The organism is Oscillatoria nigro-viridis PCC 7112 (genome assembly GCF_000317475.1).
Taxonomy (GTDB): Bacteria; Cyanobacteriota; Cyanobacteriia; order Cyanobacteriales; family Microcoleaceae; genus Microcoleus; species Microcoleus nigroviridis.
Map to the genome: position 1 here is coordinate 3,724,434 of NC_019729.1, position 18,452 is coordinate 3,742,885.

At 45.9% G+C, this 18,452-nt stretch carries 28 protein-coding genes; 18 read left to right on the forward strand and 10 right to left on the reverse strand.

What is annotated here, in order from left to right:
- Nucleotides 1-6 precede the first annotated feature (6 nt).
- The 11 genes from OSC7112_RS38230 (at nt 7) to OSC7112_RS15770 (ending at nt 7,713) form a co-directional block, all read left to right on the forward strand.
- On the forward strand, nt 7-234 hold the full coding sequence (locus OSC7112_RS38230) for a hypothetical protein (protein WP_150111549.1): 228 nt from the start codon (nt 7-9) through the stop codon (nt 232-234).
- Nucleotides 225-1,616, forward strand: coding sequence for a glycoside hydrolase family 10-like protein (locus tag OSC7112_RS15725; protein WP_015176831.1), 1,392 nt, complete (start codon nt 225-227; stop codon nt 1,614-1,616). Before OSC7112_RS38230 ends, OSC7112_RS15725 begins: the two co-directional genes overlap by 10 nt.
- Nucleotides 1,617-1,961: 345 nt before the next feature.
- A complete protein-coding gene (locus OSC7112_RS15730; RefSeq protein ID WP_015176832.1) occupies nt 1,962-2,942 on the forward strand; it encodes an aldo/keto reductase in 981 nt (326 codons plus the stop codon).
- A gap of 151 nt (nt 2,943-3,093) precedes the next feature.
- Nucleotides 3,094-3,297, forward strand: coding sequence for an ABC transporter permease (locus OSC7112_RS15735; RefSeq protein ID WP_223300841.1), 204 nt, complete (start codon nt 3,094-3,096; stop codon nt 3,295-3,297).
- A 367-nt stretch (nt 3,298-3,664) separates the two neighbouring features.
- Nucleotides 3,665-4,000: a cation:proton antiporter subunit C gene (locus tag OSC7112_RS15740; protein WP_015176833.1), complete on the forward strand. Its 336-nt coding sequence runs from the start codon at nt 3,665-3,667 to the stop codon at nt 3,998-4,000.
- Nucleotides 3,997-5,427: a cation:proton antiporter gene (locus tag OSC7112_RS15745; protein ID WP_015176834.1), complete on the forward strand. Its 1,431-nt coding sequence runs from the start codon at nt 3,997-3,999 to the stop codon at nt 5,425-5,427. Before OSC7112_RS15740 ends, OSC7112_RS15745 begins: the two co-directional genes overlap by 4 nt.
- Nucleotides 5,424-5,807: a Na+/H+ antiporter subunit E gene (locus tag OSC7112_RS15750; RefSeq protein ID WP_015176835.1), complete on the forward strand. Its 384-nt coding sequence runs from the start codon at nt 5,424-5,426 to the stop codon at nt 5,805-5,807. The genes OSC7112_RS15745 and OSC7112_RS15750 overlap by 4 nt, the downstream gene beginning before the upstream one ends.
- A gap of 149 nt (nt 5,808-5,956) precedes the next feature.
- Nucleotides 5,957-6,187: a hypothetical protein gene (locus OSC7112_RS15755; RefSeq protein ID WP_041622563.1), complete on the forward strand. Its 231-nt coding sequence runs from the start codon at nt 5,957-5,959 to the stop codon at nt 6,185-6,187.
- The gene (locus OSC7112_RS15760) at nt 6,184-6,471 is read left to right on the forward strand and encodes a monovalent cation/H(+) antiporter subunit G (RefSeq protein WP_015176837.1); all 288 of its coding nucleotides are present in this window, start codon (nt 6,184-6,186) and stop codon (nt 6,469-6,471) included. Before OSC7112_RS15755 ends, OSC7112_RS15760 begins: the two co-directional genes overlap by 4 nt.
- Nucleotides 6,461-7,048, forward strand: a complete 588-nt coding sequence (locus OSC7112_RS15765; RefSeq protein WP_015176838.1) for a DUF4040 domain-containing protein — start codon at nt 6,461-6,463, stop codon at nt 7,046-7,048. Before OSC7112_RS15760 ends, OSC7112_RS15765 begins: the two co-directional genes overlap by 11 nt.
- On the forward strand, nt 7,048-7,713 hold the full coding sequence (locus tag OSC7112_RS15770; protein ID WP_015176839.1) for a Na(+)/H(+) antiporter subunit B: 666 nt from the start codon (nt 7,048-7,050) through the stop codon (nt 7,711-7,713). Before OSC7112_RS15765 ends, OSC7112_RS15770 begins: the two co-directional genes overlap by 1 nt.
- A 302-nt stretch (nt 7,714-8,015) precedes the next feature.
- Here the strand turns inward: OSC7112_RS15770 and OSC7112_RS15775 are convergent, their stop codons facing one another.
- The 10 genes from OSC7112_RS15775 to ndhC all read right to left on the reverse strand — a co-directional run bounded on the left by OSC7112_RS15775 (nt 8,016) and on the right by ndhC (nt 13,541).
- Nucleotides 8,016-8,636, reverse strand: coding sequence for a Uma2 family endonuclease (locus tag OSC7112_RS15775; protein ID WP_015176840.1), 621 nt, complete (start codon nt 8,634-8,636; stop codon nt 8,016-8,018).
- Between the two features lie 50 nt (nt 8,637-8,686).
- Complete coding sequence (locus OSC7112_RS15780) at nt 8,687-10,150, reverse strand: class I SAM-dependent methyltransferase (RefSeq protein WP_015176841.1); 1,464 nt, start codon at nt 10,148-10,150, stop codon at nt 8,687-8,689.
- Between the two features lie 68 nt (nt 10,151-10,218).
- Nucleotides 10,219-10,668: a PIN domain-containing protein gene (locus OSC7112_RS15785; RefSeq protein WP_015176842.1), complete on the reverse strand. Its 450-nt coding sequence runs from the start codon at nt 10,666-10,668 to the stop codon at nt 10,219-10,221.
- The gene (locus OSC7112_RS15790) at nt 10,665-10,949 is read right to left on the reverse strand and encodes a hypothetical protein (RefSeq protein ID WP_015176843.1); all 285 of its coding nucleotides are present in this window, start codon (nt 10,947-10,949) and stop codon (nt 10,665-10,667) included. Before OSC7112_RS15790 ends, OSC7112_RS15785 begins: the two co-directional genes overlap by 4 nt.
- A 69-nt stretch (nt 10,950-11,018) precedes the next feature.
- Nucleotides 11,019-11,267 (reverse strand): DUF4926 domain-containing protein, encoded by a 249-nt coding sequence (locus OSC7112_RS15795; RefSeq protein WP_015176844.1) that lies wholly within the window; start codon nt 11,265-11,267, stop codon nt 11,019-11,021.
- 85 nt (nt 11,268-11,352) lie between these two features.
- Nucleotides 11,353-11,580: a type II toxin-antitoxin system HicB family antitoxin gene (locus OSC7112_RS15800; protein WP_015176845.1), complete on the reverse strand. Its 228-nt coding sequence runs from the start codon at nt 11,578-11,580 to the stop codon at nt 11,353-11,355.
- On the reverse strand, nt 11,577-11,801 hold the full coding sequence (locus tag OSC7112_RS15805) for a type II toxin-antitoxin system HicA family toxin (RefSeq protein WP_015176846.1): 225 nt from the start codon (nt 11,799-11,801) through the stop codon (nt 11,577-11,579). The genes OSC7112_RS15800 and OSC7112_RS15805 overlap by 4 nt, the downstream gene beginning before the upstream one ends.
- A gap of 165 nt (nt 11,802-11,966) precedes the next feature.
- Nucleotides 11,967-12,470 (reverse strand): NAD(P)H-quinone oxidoreductase subunit J, encoded by a 504-nt coding sequence (locus tag OSC7112_RS15810; RefSeq protein WP_006635498.1) that lies wholly within the window; start codon nt 12,468-12,470, stop codon nt 11,967-11,969.
- Complete coding sequence (gene ndhK, locus OSC7112_RS15815; RefSeq protein WP_015176847.1) at nt 12,463-13,188, reverse strand: photosynthetic/respiratory NAD(P)H-quinone oxidoreductase subunit K; 726 nt, start codon at nt 13,186-13,188, stop codon at nt 12,463-12,465. The genes OSC7112_RS15810 and ndhK overlap by 8 nt, the downstream gene beginning before the upstream one ends.
- Nucleotides 13,179-13,541: a photosynthetic/respiratory NAD(P)H-quinone oxidoreductase subunit C gene (gene ndhC, locus OSC7112_RS15820; RefSeq protein WP_006635500.1), complete on the reverse strand. Its 363-nt coding sequence runs from the start codon at nt 13,539-13,541 to the stop codon at nt 13,179-13,181. Before ndhC ends, ndhK begins: the two co-directional genes overlap by 10 nt.
- 161 nt (nt 13,542-13,702) lie before the next feature.
- On the opposite strand from ndhC, the gene OSC7112_RS15825 reads away from it, so the two are divergent.
- The 7 genes from OSC7112_RS15825 to OSC7112_RS15855 all read left to right on the forward strand — a co-directional run bounded on the left by OSC7112_RS15825 (nt 13,703) and on the right by OSC7112_RS15855 (nt 18,415).
- Nucleotides 13,703-14,038, forward strand: a complete 336-nt coding sequence (locus OSC7112_RS15825) for a rubredoxin (RefSeq protein WP_015176848.1) — start codon at nt 13,703-13,705, stop codon at nt 14,036-14,038.
- Nucleotides 14,025-15,038, forward strand: a complete 1,014-nt coding sequence (locus OSC7112_RS15830) for a photosynthesis system II assembly factor Ycf48 (protein ID WP_071883989.1) — start codon at nt 14,025-14,027, stop codon at nt 15,036-15,038. The genes OSC7112_RS15825 and OSC7112_RS15830 overlap by 14 nt, the downstream gene beginning before the upstream one ends.
- A 56-nt stretch (nt 15,039-15,094) precedes the next feature.
- Entirely contained in the window at nt 15,095-15,343 is a 249-nt protein-coding gene (gene psbE / locus OSC7112_RS15835; RefSeq protein WP_006635503.1) for a cytochrome b559 subunit alpha, read from the forward strand.
- A 20-nt stretch (nt 15,344-15,363) separates the two neighbouring features.
- Entirely contained in the window at nt 15,364-15,501 is a 138-nt protein-coding gene (psbF, locus tag OSC7112_RS15840; RefSeq protein WP_006635504.1) for a cytochrome b559 subunit beta, read from the forward strand.
- A 9-nt stretch (nt 15,502-15,510) separates the two neighbouring features.
- Entirely contained in the window at nt 15,511-15,633 is a 123-nt protein-coding gene (psbL, locus tag OSC7112_RS15845; protein ID WP_015176850.1) for a photosystem II reaction center protein PsbL, read from the forward strand.
- A 69-nt stretch (nt 15,634-15,702) separates the two neighbouring features.
- A complete protein-coding gene (locus tag OSC7112_RS15850) occupies nt 15,703-15,825 on the forward strand; it encodes a photosystem II reaction center protein J (protein WP_015176851.1) in 123 nt (40 codons plus the stop codon).
- Nucleotides 15,826-16,162: 337 nt separating this feature from the next.
- Nucleotides 16,163-18,415, forward strand: coding sequence for a transglycosylase domain-containing protein (locus OSC7112_RS15855; RefSeq protein ID WP_015176852.1), 2,253 nt, complete (start codon nt 16,163-16,165; stop codon nt 18,413-18,415).
- Nucleotides 18,416-18,452: the final 37 nt, after the last annotated feature.

An 18,452-nucleotide genomic window follows, 5' to 3' on the forward strand; every position in this document is an offset into this window, starting at 1 on the left:
TTACAGATGTTCGATCGAAATGTTCCAGCACGGATATTGTACACCAATCGCACTCCTTGGGCCGCACTGTCCGGTAAGGAAAGCTGGCAGTGCGTAATTGATTTCCCAGCAGTTATACAGAATGCTGTCACTTACCCTCTGTCTCAGAGATTATACTTAGCTCAGTTGCGATCGCATAACATCAATTCACCCATTTCAGTTAACCGATTCCACATTCCGCGCAAATGGCTGTAGACTGTAGAGCGAGCAAATTTTATCACCAAATTATGCCGGGGTGTGTTTCAATAGCTAACTCACCATTCAAAACTATGACATTACGCATCATTCCGCGCAGTTGGCAGCGATCGATTAAAACTCTTTTCCCGCTTCTGTTTGCCCTCTCATTCATTATAGTATTGCTGGCGAACAACTTCATTCCGGCGATCGCCCAGCAACCCCGCCAGGAAATTCGCGGCGTTTGGATGACGACAAACGACAAAGACATCCTCAGAGATCGTCGCAAACTAGGAGATGCTGTCAGCCAACTAAAGCGGTTAAATTTCAACACTATTTATCCTGTAGCCTGGAATTCTGGCTATGCAATGTATCCCAGCTATGTAGCGCAGCAAAGAGACATTCAACCCTTTGTTTACAGAGGGTTAGACGGACAAGATATGCTCGCAGATTTAATCGCCCAAGCTCACCGCCAAGGCCTGCTAGTAATTCCTTGGTTTGAGTTTGGTTTCATGGCTCCTCCCACCTCAGAATTAGCCTTAAATCATCCCGATTGGCTGACAGAAAAACAGGACGGCAGCCAAACATCAAACGGTGTAGGTGGCGAAGTAGTTTGGCTCAATCCCTTTCATCCCGAAGTGCAGCAATTCATTACCGAACTCGTACTAGAAATCACCACTAAATATAACGCAGACGGCATTCAATTTGACGACCACATGAGTTTGCCGTCGGAATTTGGCTACGATGAGTACACAGTTGCTTTGTATACCAAAGAAACAAAAAAAGCTCCGCCCAAAGATTTTCAAAACCCAGCATGGGTGCAGTGGCGAGCCAATAAAATTACTGCTTTTATGTCGCAGCTAAATCAAGCCGTCAAAGCAGTCAAACCCCATGCTATTTTCTCAATTTCTCCCAATTACTACGAGTTTGCTTACAAACATCACCTGCAAGATTGGCTGACTTGGGTGCGTTTGGATATTGCCGACGAGCTAATCGTGCAAGTGTACCGTCCCAATTTAGAATCATTTGTAGACAAGATTAACCGTCCAGAAATGCAAGAAGCACAGCAAAAAATTCCCACCGGAGTTGGGATTATGACAGGTTTGAGAAATAACCCCGTACCGATTCAGCAAATTAAATCTCAGGTGCAAGCAGTCCAAGGATACGGCTTAGGTGTCGCTTTCTTCTACTACGAAAGCTTGTGGGAATATGCACCAGAACCTATCGCAGTTCGACTGTCTCAATTTAGCGATTTCTTCCCGTCTTCTGCATTCCGAACAGCGCTACAAATACCCAGACGCGCGGCGACTTTCCCTCCGCCTGCGCCACCCAAACCAGACCCCAAAGCTAAGCCAGAGCAACCTACCAAAAACAGCCCACCTTCGGCCTCGCCAACCACGTAAAAGAATTAAAGAGTCATCAGTCATTGGTAATTTTGTAGGGTGTGCCATTAGTCCGACAGTCCAACAGGGGTTTAAACCCCTGTCTCATAGCTGAAGTCGTCTAAAGACGACTGTAGCAATTCTATCAAAGCTGTTTTTCTATAGAGTTAGCGCAGAATATATGTGTACCTCTACTGTTGAAAATTGAGATTACTATTTGAGTCGGTTTTAACCGACTTATGCTATTAGACAGGGACTTGAGTCCCTGGCGGCCCGTGGCAGAATGAAACAGCTCTACTGGGGCTAGGGGATACCGAGTTATGTTCCTATAAAATATCCGTATTACCAACAACTACCATCAAAAAAATGCAAACAAAGCAAAAAATTTTACTGCCAAAAATGGGCTGCGGCACTTGGGCTTGGGGCAACAGATTCCTCTGGGGCTACAATGAAAGTATGGACGAGGAATTGCAAGCCGTTTTCAATCTTTGTGTTAGTAACGGCGTCACTTTATTCGATACCGGTGACTCTTACGGAACAGGGAAATTAAATGGACGCAGCGAACAGCTTTTGGGTCAGTTTTCTCAACTATATCAAGGTGCAAACAAAGACAGTATTTGTATTGCGACCAAACTGGCTGCTTATCCTTGGAGACTGACGCGACAATCAATGATATCGGCTTGCAAAGCCTCTGCGGCGCGCCTCGGAAAAAATGTAGATTTGGTGCAAATGCACTGGTCTACAGCAAATTACGCTCCTTGGCAAGAGGGGGCTCTTTTGGACGGTTTGGCTGACCTTTACGAGCAAGGATTGGTCAAGGGAGTGGGCTTATCTAATTACGGGCCGAAACGGCTGAAATGGGTGCATCAAAGATTTAGCGATCGCCAAATTCCCATTGTTACTTTACAAGTGCAATATTCGCTACTTTCTACCTATCCGGTGACAGAACTCGGGTTGAAAGATGTTTGCGATGAATTGGGGATAAAATTGATTGCTTACAGTCCTCTAGCCTTGGGGTTGCTGACGGGTAAATATTCCGAAAACGGCTCTCTTCCTAAAGGCATCCGAGGTTTGGCGTGCAAGCAGCTACTTCCGGGAATGCGATCGCTTTTGGAGTGTTTGCGAGAAATAGCGGCATTCAGAAACAAGACTGTTTCGCAGGTAGCAATTAACTGGTGCATCTGCAAAGAAACTATTCCGATTCCGGGGGCGAAATCTGCGGCACAGGCGAGGGATAATATTGGTGCTTTGGGGTGGGAGTTAGACTCCGGGGAGATTGCCGAATTGGATAAGGCGGCGGCAAGTGTAGATAAAAAAATGGTGCAGAATATCTTTCAAACTCGGTAATATCTGAGATGTTGTACCATTTTCATGAACAGGCTTTCCGGGCTGTTCCACAAGACATGAATTTGCTTGTTCCACAAAAACTAAATTTTCTTGTGAACCCTTGCTCCTATAGCGCCGGTTCAGTAAAAGATGTTGAGAAAAAGCATTAAGTATGATGGCTAAAAAAATCAACCATCGCTTGGACAGTGCGATCGCCTTTGGGGCCTCGACAGCGTTCAAGTTTCCGTTTGTGGTTTCTGTATGGTCGATTCCAGCAGGTTTTGGGCTATCTTTTACCGTCGGGTTGTTAGCTGGAGTATTGCCGGCTCGGAATGCCGCTCGCTTAGATCCGATCGCAGCCTTGCGGAATGATTGAACTTAGTGATGTTCGCCCCCGTTAAATTGAACAGTCCTGGACGCAAGTATCACAATTATAGTCCTGGACGCACGAGTGGTCTGATACCGCTTTTGATGGAAGATCAGACTTCGTTGTCGTAACGCGACTTAGAAAAAAATTACGTTAAAAATCGCTGCAAACAAAGACAGGTAAAGGGTTTGAGGTTGAATAGGGTTCTATCCAGAACTGACAAGGATTTCAGTTCTGACAGGGCATCAAACTCTTTTCCTTACCTAGAGTGCGTTTCAGCTAGTTTAGGGGCGAGAAAATTTCTAAGTTCCATTAGAAATAATATACGTCTCTTCAAATATAATAACAAAAACCCCTTATCCAACAGGCAATTTCCATGTTAGAAGCATTGGTATTGGCGACAGTATTTTGCGGATTTTTTGGTATCATCTTTAAAAAGAACCTGATCATGAAAATCGTCTGTATGGATGTCATGAGTACAGGGGTTATAGCCTATTACGTGGTGGTGGCATCGCGAGAAGGCTGGCTGACACCAATTATTTCAAAGGGGAAAAATGTCGCTTACGCCGATCCGGTTCCCCAGGCGGTGATCTTAACGGCGATCGTGATCGGCTTTTCGATTCAGGCTTTAATGCTGGTCAGTGTGATGAAGCTGGCACGAGATAATCCGACATTAGAAAGTAACGAAATCGAGATGAATAATACCCCATGAATACCCTGACGCTAGCCTGGATAGGACTCCCGTTTTTTGTCGGGTTTAGTATTTATTTGATTCCGAAGCTTGACAAGTATCTCGCAATATTCGGAGCGATCGCCTCCGCTGCCTATGCGTTCCTGCTTTTTGCTATGCCGTCAGCGGTGACGCTGGAGTTACTTGATAATTTCAGTGTCACGTTGTTGGTCGATCGCTTGAGCGGCTATTTCATCTTAACCAATGCCTTAGTCACAGCAGCGGTGATTATCTACTGTTGGCCCACAGATAAGACGGCATTTTTTTATGCACAGATTCTGATGGTACACGGCAGTCTGAATGCGGCCTTTGCCTCTACTGACTTTATCAGTTTATATGTAGGTTTAGAGGTCAGCGGCATTGCGGCGTTTCTCTTGATTGCCTATCCTCGCACCGATCGCTCGATTTGGGTGGCTTTGCGCTATCTATTTATTAGCAATACGGCAATGCTGTTTTATCTAGTCGGTGCCGTGCTGGTTTATAAGGCAAGTCATTCGTTTAGTTTTGCCGGCTTGGGTGCAGCGCCCCCAGAGGCGATCGCTCTGATCTTTATGGGACTCTTGGTTAAGGGAGGTGTGTTTGTATCGGGGTTATGGCTACCGTTAACTCACTCGGAAGCAGAAACGCCTGTGTCGGCTTTGCTGTCAGGGATTGTGGTCAAAGCGGGGGTATATCCCCTCGTGCGCTGTGCGCTGATGGTGGAGGAGGTGGCACCCATCGTCGAAATCTTTGGCGTCGGAACGGCGCTGCTGGGCGTGTTCTATGCCGTTTTAGAAAAAGATAGCAAACGGATGTTGGCTTTTCACACGGTTTCGCAGTTGGGCTTTATCCTCGCTGCACCGTCCGTGGGTGGGTTTTATGCGCTGGCCCACGGTTTGGTCAAATCGTCGCTGTTTCTGATTGCAGGATCGTTACCGAGTCGTAATCTCAAAGAATTGAAACAGAAGCCGATCGATACCAATATCTGGATTGCCTTAGTCATAGCTAGCTTATCAATCTCTGGCTTTCCCTTGTTGGTTGGCTTTGGGGCAAAGGTGTTGACGGTGAAGAATTTGGGACCCTGGGAAACGATCGCGATGAATCTCGCAGCAGTCGGAACAGCAATCTCTTTTGCTAAATTCATCTTTCTACCCCGTGGCGGACCAACAACAGCCAAACCCGGTTTTTGGCCTGCGGTGTTGCTGTTGCTAGCTGGGCTGATTGCAGCCAATGCTTTTGATTTTCAGGCTTATACGCTGGAAAATATGCTTAAGGCGATCGCCATCATCGGCGTTGGTTGGTTAGCCTATTTTCTAATTTTTCAACGCACGGCAATCAAACTGCCACGTATGCTTGAAGAATTCGATCATTTGGTCGGTTTTATGAGCTTGATTTCGCTCCTACTATTCTGGATGGCATTGCCAACATGATTGGACATCTAATATTAAGACTGACGATCTGGTTTCTACTCACTGCCGATTTTAGTTTGGCAAATATTGCGATCGGCATCATCATTGCTTTCCTGTTGCCGCGCAGCTACGCACCCCCGGAACCTTTGAGGGAATGGTTGGGGGTGTTGGGTAACATCTTCAGGGCGATTCCGATAGCTTATTTAGAAGCATTTGAACTCATACTCCGTCCCCATAGGCACGAAGATGCGATCGTGGAAAAAGTGCCAAACCATCGATCGCCCTTGCTGATCTTCCTAGATGTCTTCCTGATCACTTTTACTCCTAAGACGATTGTCGTGAAATATCACGAAGAGGGTTTTTACGAAGTACACAGGGTGCGGCGGACTTCGAGTAATTAGCTGAAGTTTTTTAGGATTTTTTAACCGCAGAGAACGCAGAGAACGCAGAGGAAGAGCGGGGAGAAATCAGTAATTCCTATTTAGCTAAGTCAGCAAACAATCAGGAGGGTACAGCATTGAACAACTTGAACAACTTGATTCTAATTGCGATGATTCTGGCTCTGCTCATACCCATGTACGAGGTATGGAAAGATCATGATATCTGGCAGACAATGTTGGCGTTTGCCAGTATTTCGACCAAGGCGGCAATCATCGCTCTCGTCATATCCGTCTGGCGCGATGATTGGATGATCGGTGTGGTGGCGGCGATTATCCTCAGTGTGGGTAATGCTGGATTGATGTTGTTGGCACATATAATCAAACGTATCAGTGAAGCATGATCGTAATAGATGTATTGAGTTATACCTGCATCGGTATAGGGATTTTTTTCTGGTTTTGGGGAACTTCTTACCTACTTGGGAAGCGATCGGTTTTATATAAACTGCACAGTCTTTCGGTAGCAGATACGCTGGGTTCGATGGCGATCCTCGTCGGATTGCTGCTGAAAATACCCAATAAATGGCCCCTGCTGATTCTGGCGATCGTTTGCTTAGCAATCTGGAACACAATGCTGGGATATGTGTTGGCTTATTGTTCCCAAACAGGGAGTGACTATGAACGATAATAGCTACATTTATGTCCTCGTCGCTCTGCTACCCTTAGCTGCTGGTATGGTGGTATTTCAGGTCAATCCATACCACGCATTGCTGCTGCGGGGGGTATTGGGAGCGATCGCCGCCTTGGTGTATACAATTTTAGGCGCGGGGGATGTGGGCTTGACCGAAGCCTTGATGGGTACTCTACTCGCGATTACACTTTATGCAGTGACGGTGCGTTCATCCCTCGTGCTGCGTCTGGGTGTAATTGAAGAGGGGACAGAGGGCGATGCTATACCAGACGGCAAAACCGCAGGTCATTTTAAGCAACTGATAGATGACATCCGCACAGTTTTTCAGAAACGCCATATGCGCCTGGAACTGGTTCCCTATGCGACTACACAGGCATTGGAGCGGGCGTTGCTCGAAAAAGAAGTTCATGCAGCTTGTGCGCCACAAAGCCAATTGGAACAGGGCGGCGAAGCGCAACTTTATAACACCGCAATCAGAGTTCGGCGTGTCTACGACATCATGCAAACCGAACTTTCATCACCGGGGACAACCCTAACCTATGTAAATACACCAGACGCAGAGGACAAGCATTGATGAAGTGGGTTTACTTTTTATCAGGGATAGCGCTGTTTGTCAAAATGCTGCTAATCGCCAATCCAACAATGGACTTATCGCAGCAAAGTTCGATCGTCGAATTGGTTGTTCAAGATAGTGGAGTACCCAATGCGGTTTCCGGTATCATTTTGCGAAATCGGCTGTACGACACGATCTTTGAAGTCGTGGTATTTACGATCGCCATCTTGGGTGCAAGTTTTATGCTAGCCAATGAACAGCCGTCCTGCGCCATATATCAGTTTACCGATCAACCATCGATTATTTTGGCGCGATTGGGAGCGACGATTGCCGCGTTGGTGGGTATCGAACTAGCAATTCGCGGGCATTTAAGTCCAGGCGGTGGTTTTGCGGCGGGTGTAGCGGGGGGAACTGCGATCGGCTTGGTGGCGATTACCTCATCACCGCAGTGGATGCAAGAAATCTACAAGCGCTGGCACGCCGCGACTTTGGAGAAGGTTTCGGTACTTGTTTTCATTGTATTGTCCGTTATCACTCTGTCAGGATATGAGTTACCGCACGGAGAGTTAGGCACACTTTTCAGCGGTGGCATTCTCCCCTTGCTCAATATCCTGGTTGCAGTCAAAGTCGCATTAGGATCGTGGGCGGTGATGTTGGTGTTTATTCGCTATCGCGGATTGCTATGACAAATGTTCCGATCTCAAATCCATTGACATCAAAATTATTCATCTCTCTCAATCTCTGACTCTGTGTCCTCTGTGTTCTCTGCGGTTTAATCATTAAGCAACAACCGTAAACGATATTTTACGTTTATAAGGCTTACGCACGAGTAGTCAGAAACCGGGTTTTTTTGCGAAATACTTCGTTACACCCGTAGAATTTGCCAAAAACCCGGTTTCTTTGCTTTTGATAAGAAGTTCCTGTGTACTCATCTGCGTTTATCTGCGTGCATCAGCGGTTAAAAAATCCAAATTTCCAAGATATCAGCTTACACTAAACCAGCTCCCAAAATCTGATTTGCAGTCAGGTTCAAATCAGGAAAAGTTTGCGACACAATCCGATCGTTATCTCGAAACTTGAGGATTTGATATTCACCATCAACCAAGTTACCGACAGAAATCGTCGGTTGTTTGGGATTGCCAATAAAATTGCGTCCGCCCAACGCAGCATAATCCACAATCCAATATTCAGGGATACCCATCTCCTCATAATCAGCATATTTCAAATAGTAATCATCGCGCCAATTGGTTGACACAACCTCAATTACCAAAGGTATCGATGCACCTAAACTAAGGATAGATTGTTTTTGCCACAATGTTTCGTTCGCTAGATTTGCACGATTTAGCACCAACAAATCGGGGAAATAACCAGAATCTTTTTCAGGAGGCCTGACTATCGCTTGGTTGGGGATACCGTATGGCAATCCCAAACGATCGATTGCAGCGGAAACTTTGATTGTAAGAAAGCCTTTAACTTCCTCGTGTTCGCCTACTGGTTGTGCCATCTCAACAATATCTCCATTGTGCAGTTCGTAGCGTACCGCCGAATTTTCAGGCAGCCACTCCACAAATTCCTCGAAGTTTACGAGTTTGGGTAAAGCTTGAGTCATAGGTTTTCAAAATTACCGATAATATAAATTATATCTCTATCCATCTGCGTTTATCTGCGTGCATCTGCGGTTACAAATTCCGAATCTGCCAGTATTGCTAGATTCAGACAATTTAAAATGCTGGATTTAATCGGGCGCTTTTCATCCCAAAATACAAGTGCTGAATAAAAGTTAATTGCCGTCGGTGAATTCAAAAGCTCAAAAGTTTGACGTGCCACTCTCTCGCTGTCAAAGCTGAGAAAGTAAACAGTATCATCGAAGATTGCAGGTTTATTAGCTATTTCACCGATTAACCTAAAATCCAATTTTTTATAAAGCCCGCAAATAGCAATTTTCCAAGGTTGGAAGCTATAATAGCCTACTCCAAAAATCGAAAATCGAGGGTTATTTTGATAAATTTTGCTTTTACGATTATCTAGATATTGCCCGCACTTCTCTAGATAACGTCCGGTGTTAGGAGCTATAGTTTTGATGTTTTCGGTTGATTCACCGATAAATTTTTGAGTAACTAGGATATATCGATCGGTAGCATTAATGCGATTTTGAGCAACATCAGATCCTTTAAATAGCGGAAATAGATAAGTTTCCTCAAGCTCGACAGCTTCCCCAAATCCATTGACAAACAAATTATCAATTTTCCGAAACTCCATCACATTCGAGCAGTCATGCTTGACGCCAGAGCGCCATTTCGTTCCTGGATTTACAGCATATAAATTACTCAATTTCCTGAAAGAATCTATATCCTTAACCAGGAGATTGTTGTGATATCCAATTCGGTGACATTCTGAACTTTCTAAACTGCTAAATACATCGCAGAAGTAGTTTCGCGAATTATAATCAAATTTGCAGAATAACAGACAAGCATCAACATTTGCCTCAAAATATTTTTTAGCATCTATTGTATAAGTTGCACATTCAGCGAGATTGAGTTTTTGAGAGTGAAGGTAATTCAATAACTTTCTAGCAGTCGAAGTCTTGCAAAGCATTGCCAGAGTAGCGTCACGATTTTGCAGCCATTGCACCGCCTGAATCAGCATCCATTCTGAGATATCGAAGTTACTCTTACCTGTTAGTGCATCTAAGCCAGTGTGCTTTTGAAAATTACTTTTTTTCGGCAAGTTTTCACCGCCAATAGTTCCTTGTTGTGAGTTTGTTACCCAAGGAAAGTTCCCAAGAACCAGTACCCTATGATTAAATTGGTTGATTAATGATGTCCAGTCAAAATCAAAAAAATCTCCGTGCTTAACCTCACATCTTTCATCCTGTAACAATTCATGCTTAGCTATTAATTCTATTAAATAATGTTGATTGATTTCAACTCCGACAATCTTGCTGGCGGATGGAAAGGAATTTGCTGCAGCTTTAATGAAATTACCTATTCCGCAAGTTGGCTCAATGATGACTTTGGGGTTAACATCAAGTTCTATCAATTTCCGGCACACCATCTCGGCTAATTCCAGCGGTGTTTGAAAATCCCCGTATTCTAGTTTGGTTTGGCGATCGTTGAAACTCATCGGTTAGATTTATAAACTGCGATCGTCCCTTTATTACCTTAGCTATTTCTCCAATCAGCGCCAGAATCTCAACCGAGGATGTTTCGCCATAAATCGGCTGGAGCAAACCTAGAAAGATGACCAACATTTGTTGTCGCGATTACAACATCCACAACATCAAGAGTCGTCGCCTGTGCTGCCAAAATCATATCGCTGTCAATCGTCTTATCACCTGCTGTCGGTTGTCCTTGCTGACGAGCTTGTGCCCAAAACATCGCAGCTTGTCGCATAGCAGCAGTTGTAATGGGTAAATACTCCACCAAGTTAGCTAATTCATCTAATCTAGCAATACCCCTTACCTTATTTGCCCGCAGCAATTCTCGGCGAACTTCATAATCGGCTATTTCGGGAATAATAACTCGACTATCGGATATAATAAGTGCTTGCAACCAGCGAGTACAAAGAGTGCTTTCAGGAGATAGCTTTGGATTCGTAACTAAACCAATTGGTCCTGCATCCAGAAAAACGACTCGGCTCACCAAGTTACACCTTTTAATTCAATAGGAAATAGCTTGCGTTCAGATAAACGATCTTCGTCAAGAGCATGAATCAGATACTCACCTGTTTCTTGCTGCTCTTCGGCATCTTCTTCATCCCTCCAAGACTGAAGCAGATTAAGCAATTTTACCTGCTTTTGTTTTCGCAGAATATATTCTCCCAGCAGTTGCAGAGTGTATGCTTCCGTCGAAAGCCCTTGCTCTTGAGCTCTTTGTGTTAAGTATTGCTCTATTTCTGGTGTCAGAGTGAGGGTGAGTGTCATAGGTGTTTTTATAGCTCTACCCTTATACTTTACAACCTACTAGGCTAAGCTGGCGATCGATCTAAAAAGCTAAGCTGTAACCATTTCGAGTTTGCGATCGGGCGATGCTGGTTCAAAGTACAACACCATGATTTGCTCTGGATGCAGCCCGACAGATTCATAAGTCCGTCCGTTGCGATCGCTAAATTCAACTTCAAACGCTGCACCATCAGCCAACAGTTCAACCACAGTCCCTACTTGTCCGCGCCACAGGTTGTATTCAGGAATATCAACTGTCAAGGCAACAACATCTAGTAATTTAATTGTATTTTTTGCCACTTTTATTACCTCCAGGCACTACAAAGGATAGCAGGTTGTTAATCTCGGAATCTCCGAATCATGCTCAATGACTTCAAATATACATTCAAGCAAACAGCAAGTTTTTTACTAAAGTTTTAGGTGCTGGGAGAGATTTACCATCTGCCTGATATTCTTCAACTAAAAGCTCTAATACCTCCACTGCATTCTGCAAAGCTTCTTCGTAGGTATCTCCGTGAGTGTGGAACTGCTGAGATGGAAAATCAGGTAAATGAACCAGGTAGCAGTTATCTTCATCCGACCATTGAATAACAATTATATAAGGTAATTTCATGATTCTGATTCCTCTTCTTCAATTGCTTTCAATATTCCAAGTTTTCGATTAACTTCTCTCTCTAAATACAGTTTCGCATCATCGCCATCATTTCCAGCAATGGTAATTGGTTCATTTGGTAGTAAAGGATGAACCCATCTTGTATGACTGCCTTTTGCCGAACGATAAGTAAACCCAGCTTTTAGCAGAAGGCTTTTGAGTTCTCTAATCTTTTTGGGCATAAGCAGACATTAAAAATGTGGCAAGGTGACAGGAACACTTTCATCATATCCCAGAAAGTTTCGATCGACCTTTCCAAAAAAAACGCACAAAACAATGCACCCACTCCTCAAAGAAGTGGGTGCAAAACGACCGACTGTATTTTGACCTAAAAACTCAAAACTCCCTTAATAAGCGTCTTGCAGTTCGTAGAAATCAGGGGAAATGTAATCTTTCCGCAGCGGCCAGCCTACCCAATCTTCGTTCATCAAAATCCGTTTCAGATTCGGATGTCCTTCGTAGACTATGCCGTACATATCGTAGGATTCCCGCTCTTGAAAATCGGCCGCTTTCCAAATCCAGTAGACTGATGGCACTCTGGGATCTTCGCGGGGAATGAATACTTTGACGCGGACTTCTTCAGGCTTGGAAGCATTATCTGTCAGCTTAGCCAAGTGGTAAACGCTGACTAAATCTTGTCCCGGCCCTTGGTCGTAGGCGCACTGGCACTGCATATAATTAAACCCGTAGGCGTACAGTGCTGTTGACATCGGAATTAGGAATTCTCGATCGACCTTTAATATCTCCACGCCCAAATTATCGGCCGCTAAAGCTTCGTGTTCAAAGCCATTTTGAGTCAACCACTGGGAAACCTTCCCGGCTTCAACAATTGCAGATTCTTGTTCAGCCACGGTTTACCTCCTGTTTTTGTCCTGCAAGCAAAGCCGGCGGTACTGGCATTCCCATTGCTTCGGTCAATTCCTTCGGCGGCGCTATCCGGGCTGGAACTGACAAGTATTTCCCATCCAAGATGTCGTCTACTACTTTCATTTTGTGGGGTCTGGTGTAGTAGCGGTGGGTGGGCTGCAAGTTGCCGCGTTCTTGCATCGAATCGTTGGCGATTTTTTTCCGCAGTTTGATAATTGCGTCAATAATCGCTTCTGGGCGGGGGGGACAGCCGGGGATGTACACGTCTACGGGAATCAGTTTGTCAACGCCTCTGACTGCTGTGGGGGAGTCTACGCTGAACATTCCGCCGGTGATGGTGCAGGCGCCCATCGCGATCACGTATTTGGGTTCAGGCATTTGTTCGTACAGCCGCACCAAGATGGGGGCGTACTTCATGGTGATGGTGCCGGCAGTGATTAGCAGGTCGGCTTGTCGGGGGCTCGATCGCGGTACTAAGCCGAATCTGTCGAAGTCAAAGCGCGAACCGATCAAAGCTGCAAATTCGATGAAGCAGCAAGCTGTGCCGTAAAGCAGCGGCCACAGGCTCGAAAGTCTCGCCCAATTGTAGAGGTCATCAACCGTAGTTAGGATGACATTCTCTGACAATTCGGATGTGACTTCAGGGCGAATAGCGGGATTGACAATTAGAGGTTTTTGTGATTTGTCAGAACTTAAGACCATTCCAAGGCTCCTTTGCGCCATGCATAGACAAGAGCAATAACGAGGATCGTGATAAAAAACAAGGCTTCGATGAAAGCCAACAATCCTAGCTGGTTGAAAGCAACCGCCCAAGGATAGAGGAAGACGGTCTCTACGTCGAAGATGACGAAGACCAGGGCGAACATATAATATCGGATGTTGAACTGAATCCAGGCTCCGCCGATCGGCTCGACGCCAGATTCGTAGGTAGTGCGTCGGTCGTAGGGACGACTTTTGGGCCGCAGAACCTTAGACGCCGTGAGGGCGAGGATAGGGACTAGGCTGGAAATTAACAGGAAGCCTAAGAAATACTCGTAGCCGCTGAGTGCAAACACGGTGAATAAATACTGCCTCGGTGAAAGGGTTCTGTAACTTGTCTTTACATTATATAGATTTTGGGTAGCTAAAATTACGAGTTGGTTGAGATTAATCGTCCATCTTCTGCAATAATTTTTAATGTATATTTTAAGATTAGCTTACCTACTCTTTTGGAGCTATGAGCGATCGAGCTACTGAAACCAAAACCCTCGATCGGCACGAGTGCCGCGCCTGCGGCTACGTATATGAGCCGAAAAAGGGAAATCCTAAAATTGACATTGCCCCGGGCACGGCTTTTGAAGATTTGCCCCAAACTTGGGTCTGTCCCGTTTGCGGGGCGCGCAAATCCATGTTTCAAAATCTCGGTCAGATGGAAGGGGTATCGGGATTTAAGGCAAATCAGCGTTACGGTGTCGGTGTCAACGGCATGACCGAAGGTCAGAAAAGTTTGCTGATTTTTGGCGGCTTGGTCGTTGGTTTCTTGTTGTTACTTAGTATGTATGGTTTGCAGTAAAACGATTGTGAGATTTTGGCAACGAATTGTAATGTTATTGGCCGCTGCGCTCATCTGTACGAGTTGCAGCACCATCGGTTCTGTGAGTTACAACCCCTGGCAAGTGATTTCCTTGCCGACGGAAGCTAATTTGCAGGATATTGCCTTTACGGGCAATCCTCAGCACGGCTGGGTTGTAGGTTCTGAGGCTACTCTGCTCGAAACCCTCGACGGCGGTACTAGCTGGAAGTCTATAGCACTAGATATCGACGATCCCAGATCGCGTTTTGCGTCGGTGAGTTTTTCGGGTTCCGAAGGCTGGATTGTCGGCCAGCCTTCTGTTTTGCTCCACACGAACGATGAGGGCAAGTCTTGGACGCGGATTGCTTTGAGCTCTCAGTTGCCAGGTTCTCCGAGTACGATCGCGGCTTTGGGCCCGAATTCCGCCCAGATGACGACAGATGTCGGGGCGATTTACCGGACTTCCGACGGCGGCAAAAATTGGAAAGCTGTCGTGCAGGATTCTTTTGGGGTAGTTCGCAATATCAACCGTTCTGAAGACGGGCAGTATGTTGCGGTTTCCTCGAAGGGAAATTTCTACTCGGTGTGGAAACCCGGACAAGCAGCTTGGGAACCTCACAACCGCAATAGTTCTCGCCGCCTGCAAAATATGGGCTTTACCAAGGACGGGCGTTTGTGGATGCTCGCCCGCGGCGGTCAGATTCAGTTTAGCGACCCGGAAAGTCCTGAAGGCTGGGGAAAACCGTTTTTTCCCGATCGCAAGGCGAGTTGGGGTTTGCTGGACATGGCTTACCGGACTGATAATGAAGTTTGGGTAGCCGGCGGCGGCGGCAATTTGCTGTGCAGTTTTGACGGCGGGAAAACTTGGCAAAAAGACCGCGAAGTTGAAGATGTTCCCGCTAATTTTTACAGGATTGTCTTTATGGGCCCCGATCGCGGATTTGTACTCGGCGCGAGCGGAACTCTACTTAAATATCAAGGTTCAGCGCAAGCTGCTTGATAGTAGAATAGTAAGAGAGATTGTCAGTCAATTTGTTGTTGAAAGGAGGATTCTAAATGGCTGGTACAACTGGAGAACGTCCGTTTGGGGACATTATTACAAGTATCCGTTATTGGGTAATTCACAGCATCACCATTCCGGCTTTGTTTATTGCTGGATGGCTGTTTGTGCAAACGGGTTTGGCTTACGATGCTTTCGGAACTCCTCGCCCTAACCAGTATTTCACACCGCAGCGGGAAGAAGTGCCGATTATCTCGGATCGCTTTGAAGCTAAGAAACAAGTAGATCAGTTCATTGCCAAGTAATTTAACAAGGATTTGGAAAAATGACGAGCAGAACCCCAAATAATGAGCCTATTTCGTATCCGATTTTTACGGTGCGCTGGTTGGCAGTTCATACTTTAGGTGTCCCAACAATTTTCTTTTTGGGCGCGATCGCAGCAATGCAATTTATTCAACGATAGGAGTTTACAATGCCTGAGCGCGTTCCTAATCCCAACGAGCAGCCTGTTGAGTTAAACAGGACTTCTTTGTATTTGGGTTTGTTGCTGATTTTTGTTTTGGGTATTTTGTTTTCCAGTTATTTCTTTAATTAACTGGTGTCTGAGTTGGCTTTTGATAGTTCGATCGAATGTGTTTAGCTGTGAATTAGTGAGGTGATGGCTATGTTTAGTGAAAGTGGCAGAATTCCTTTGTGGCTGGTAGCTACTGTCGCAGGCCTCGGTGTTCTGAGCATTGTGGCTCTTTTCTTCTACGGTGCTTATGCCGGTTTGGGTTCTTCGATGTAAGGAGAATCAAGCTGATTTTTGGCTGTTAACCCCCCTTGAAAAAGGGGGGTTTTAATATGCGAATTGTTGGTAAATCAGGGAGAAATGTTATCGAAAGTGTTGAAATTTTGGCAAGTTTATGATAACTTAATATTCTTCTGGTGAAAGCGGGATTTTTTGTGGCTGGATGGAGATTGGCTAAATAAACGGCTCGCCTTGCGGGTTAACCAAGAACCACAAAATCGATCGCCACTAGCCGACGATCGCTAAGAGAGTGTGAGCCGATCGTGAAATTAGCCAAAAGTTGCGAGTAGAATGGTGCAAGAGCCGATCGCTCGATCGTAGAGCACAGCGAAATATGACCCCACCGCCGCCGCCCCGCAAACCTCAAACCGTCTTGGGTGCGATTACCCAAGCAGTCCAGACTATTGCCAAGGTTAATTTTAACCAGCTAGCCCTGAAACCGAATGCCAAAGTACCCGAACTGTGGGTACAGGATGCGGGTGCAGCTAAAGCTGAGGTTTATCCGCTGTTGGGCGATCGATATTTGTTAGGTCGATCGTCCAAATCTTCAGATATTGTAGTTCGCAATCCCGTTGTCAGTCACGTGCACTTATCCCTGTCGCGCGATAGTCGGCGGCGGACTCCTTTTGTCATCAAAGATGAAGACTCCACAAACGGCATTTACAATGGCAAAAGGCGAGTTAAAAGTATGTCCCTGCGCCACGGAGACGTGTTCACTTTAGGGCCGCCGGAACTGGCCGCCGCTGTCAGAATTCAGTACGTATATCCGCCGCCTTGGTATTTGCAACTTGTGCGTTACAGCTTTTACGGCGTCAGCGGAATCACCGCTTTGATTGCCGTGTTGGTAGGCATGGAATCGACCAAGTTTCACGTGCGGCCTCTGCCGAGAAGTATCAATGGCCCGGTGATTGTTTACGCCCGCGACGGGCAAACTCCGCTGCGTCCTCCTCAGAATAACGCTCACTTAGAATTAAAGCAATTGCAGGATTTTTCGCCTTATTTATCCAAGGCTGTACTTGCTTCGGAAGACAGCCGCTACAATTGGCATTTGGGGGTAGATCCGATCGGGGTTTTGCGGGCGCTTTTGACCAATGTTCGCGGGGGAGGAATTCGCGAAGGCGGCAGCACTCTGACGCAGCAGTTAGCGAGGAGTTTGTTTCGAGATTATGTGGGAACTCAAGATTCGGCGGGACGCAAGTTGCGGGAAGCTGTAGTTGCCCTGAAACTGGAGAATTATTACAGCAAAGACGAACTGTTGCTGACTTATTTGAATCGCGTGTTTTTAGGAATTGACCTTTACGGTTTTGAGGATGCGTCTCGGTTTTATTTTGGCAAGTCGGCGAAGGATTTAACTTTGTCAGAGGCGGCAACTTTGGCGGGAATTTTGCCGGCGCCAAACAGTTTTAATCCAATTCAAAATTATCAGTTGGCGGTACAGTACCGCGATCGAGTGATCGAACGGATGCGGGCACTGGGGACGGTTTCTCAGGAAGAAGCCGATCGCGCGAGGCGATCGCGAATTGATATCAATCCCAAAGCCCGCCAATATCTGCAAAGTACGATCGCTCCTTATTTCTACAGTTATGTATTTGACGAATTGGAGTTTTTGCTGGGGGAGCAGTTAGCCAGAGAAGGCAATTTTATTGTAGAAACAGGTTTGAATCCCGGTCTGCAAAAAGTAGCTGAAGCTTCCCTCAGAAATGCTGTTGAAAATGCCGGAGCAAGTGCTGGCTTTTCTCAAGGAGCCGTAGTAACTCTCAATACTACAACGGGGGAAGTCTTAGCTTTAGTTGGGGGCGTAGATTACTTGAAAAGTCAGTTTAATCGGGCTACCCAAGCTTTGAGACAGCCCGGTTCTACATTTAAGATATTCACCTATGCAGCCGCGCTGGAGCGGGGAATCTCACCCGATAAAACTTATTCTTGCGCTCCCCTTTCTTGGGGCGGACAAAGTTACAGCGGCTGCGAAAGAACCAGCGGTAGTGCTGATATGTATCGGGGTTTAGCACAGTCGGAAAATGCAATTGCTTTGAGAGTAGCACAGGATGTCGGTTTAGACAATGTAGTGCAAATGGCCCGACGTTTAGGGATTACATCTGAACTGCGTTCTAACCCAGGTTTAGTATTAGGTGAAAGTGAAGTTAACGTATTGCAATTAACGGGTGCATTCGGGGTTTTGGCCAATCGGGGTTTGGGGAATCGCCCCCACGTAATTAAGAGAATTATTGACAGCAGCGATTGCAAAGATAGAAATGATTTTAACAGTTGTCGGGTGATTTATGACTATCAAAAAGATGGCATTGCCAATCGGCAGTTAGTTCCTGAAGGCGTAGCGGATACGATGACTGATATGCTGCAAGGTGTTGTGCGGGGAGGTACGGGCAGCAGTGCTGCTTTGGGGTTGGGAGAAGCTGGAAAAACAGGCACGACTAATGATAATAGAGATTTGTGGTTTGTCGGTTATATTCCGAGTCAGCAACTGGTGACAGGAGTTTGGTTGGGAAATGATGATAATTCTCCGACTGGGGGAGGTAGTGCAAATGCCGCCCAGTTGTGGGGGGAATATATGCGGCAGGTGGCGCGTTAAGTCATGAGTCAGCAGTCATTAGTCAGCAGTCATTTAT

Bases quoted from the DNA above. Each gene is read 5' to 3' on its own strand.
- OSC7112_RS15825 (WP_015176848.1), top strand. From the start codon at position 13,703: ATGAGCGATCGAGCTACTGAAACCAAAACCCTCGATCGGCACGAGTGC.
- OSC7112_RS15790 (WP_015176843.1), bottom strand. From the start codon at position 10,949: ATGACACTCACCCTCACTCTGACACCAGAAATAGAGCAATACTTAACA.
- OSC7112_RS15775 (WP_015176840.1), bottom strand. From the start codon at position 8,636: ATGACTCAAGCTTTACCCAAACTCGTAAACTTCGAGGAATTTGTGGAG.
- OSC7112_RS15740 (WP_015176833.1), top strand. From the start codon at position 3,665: ATGTTAGAAGCATTGGTATTGGCGACAGTATTTTGCGGATTTTTTGGT.
- OSC7112_RS15770 (WP_015176839.1), top strand. From the start codon at position 7,048: ATGAAGTGGGTTTACTTTTTATCAGGGATAGCGCTGTTTGTCAAAATG.
- psbL (WP_015176850.1), top strand. From the start codon at position 15,511: ATGCCTGAGCGCGTTCCTAATCCCAACGAGCAGCCTGTTGAGTTAAAC.
- OSC7112_RS15855 (WP_015176852.1), top strand. From the start codon at position 16,163: ATGACCCCACCGCCGCCGCCCCGCAAACCTCAAACCGTCTTGGGTGCG.
- OSC7112_RS15805 (WP_015176846.1), bottom strand. From the start codon at position 11,801: ATGCCCAAAAAGATTAGAGAACTCAAAAGCCTTCTGCTAAAAGCTGGG.
- OSC7112_RS15800 (WP_015176845.1), bottom strand. From the start codon at position 11,580: ATGAAATTACCTTATATAATTGTTATTCAATGGTCGGATGAAGATAAC.
- OSC7112_RS15750 (WP_015176835.1), top strand. From the start codon at position 5,424: ATGATTGGACATCTAATATTAAGACTGACGATCTGGTTTCTACTCACT.
- OSC7112_RS15765 (WP_015176838.1), top strand. From the start codon at position 6,461: ATGAACGATAATAGCTACATTTATGTCCTCGTCGCTCTGCTACCCTTA.
- OSC7112_RS38230 (WP_150111549.1), top strand. From the start codon at position 7: ATGTTCGATCGAAATGTTCCAGCACGGATATTGTACACCAATCGCACT.
- OSC7112_RS15780 (WP_015176841.1), bottom strand. From the start codon at position 10,150: ATGAGTTTCAACGATCGCCAAACCAAACTAGAATACGGGGATTTTCAA.
- OSC7112_RS15735 (WP_223300841.1), top strand. From the start codon at position 3,094: ATGATGGCTAAAAAAATCAACCATCGCTTGGACAGTGCGATCGCCTTT.
- OSC7112_RS15850 (WP_015176851.1), top strand. From the start codon at position 15,703: ATGTTTAGTGAAAGTGGCAGAATTCCTTTGTGGCTGGTAGCTACTGTC.
- OSC7112_RS15830 (WP_071883989.1), top strand. From the start codon at position 14,025: ATGGTTTGCAGTAAAACGATTGTGAGATTTTGGCAACGAATTGTAATG.
- OSC7112_RS15745 (WP_015176834.1), top strand. From the start codon at position 3,997: ATGAATACCCTGACGCTAGCCTGGATAGGACTCCCGTTTTTTGTCGGG.
- psbE (WP_006635503.1), top strand. From the start codon at position 15,095: ATGGCTGGTACAACTGGAGAACGTCCGTTTGGGGACATTATTACAAGT.
- OSC7112_RS15760 (WP_015176837.1), top strand. From the start codon at position 6,184: ATGATCGTAATAGATGTATTGAGTTATACCTGCATCGGTATAGGGATT.
- psbF (WP_006635504.1), top strand. From the start codon at position 15,364: ATGACGAGCAGAACCCCAAATAATGAGCCTATTTCGTATCCGATTTTT.
- OSC7112_RS15725 (WP_015176831.1), top strand. From the start codon at position 225: ATGGCTGTAGACTGTAGAGCGAGCAAATTTTATCACCAAATTATGCCG.
- ndhK (WP_015176847.1), bottom strand. From the start codon at position 13,188: ATGGTCTTAAGTTCTGACAAATCACAAAAACCTCTAATTGTCAATCCC.
- OSC7112_RS15730 (WP_015176832.1), top strand. From the start codon at position 1,962: ATGCAAACAAAGCAAAAAATTTTACTGCCAAAAATGGGCTGCGGCACT.
- OSC7112_RS15755 (WP_041622563.1), top strand. From the start codon at position 5,957: ATGATTCTGGCTCTGCTCATACCCATGTACGAGGTATGGAAAGATCAT.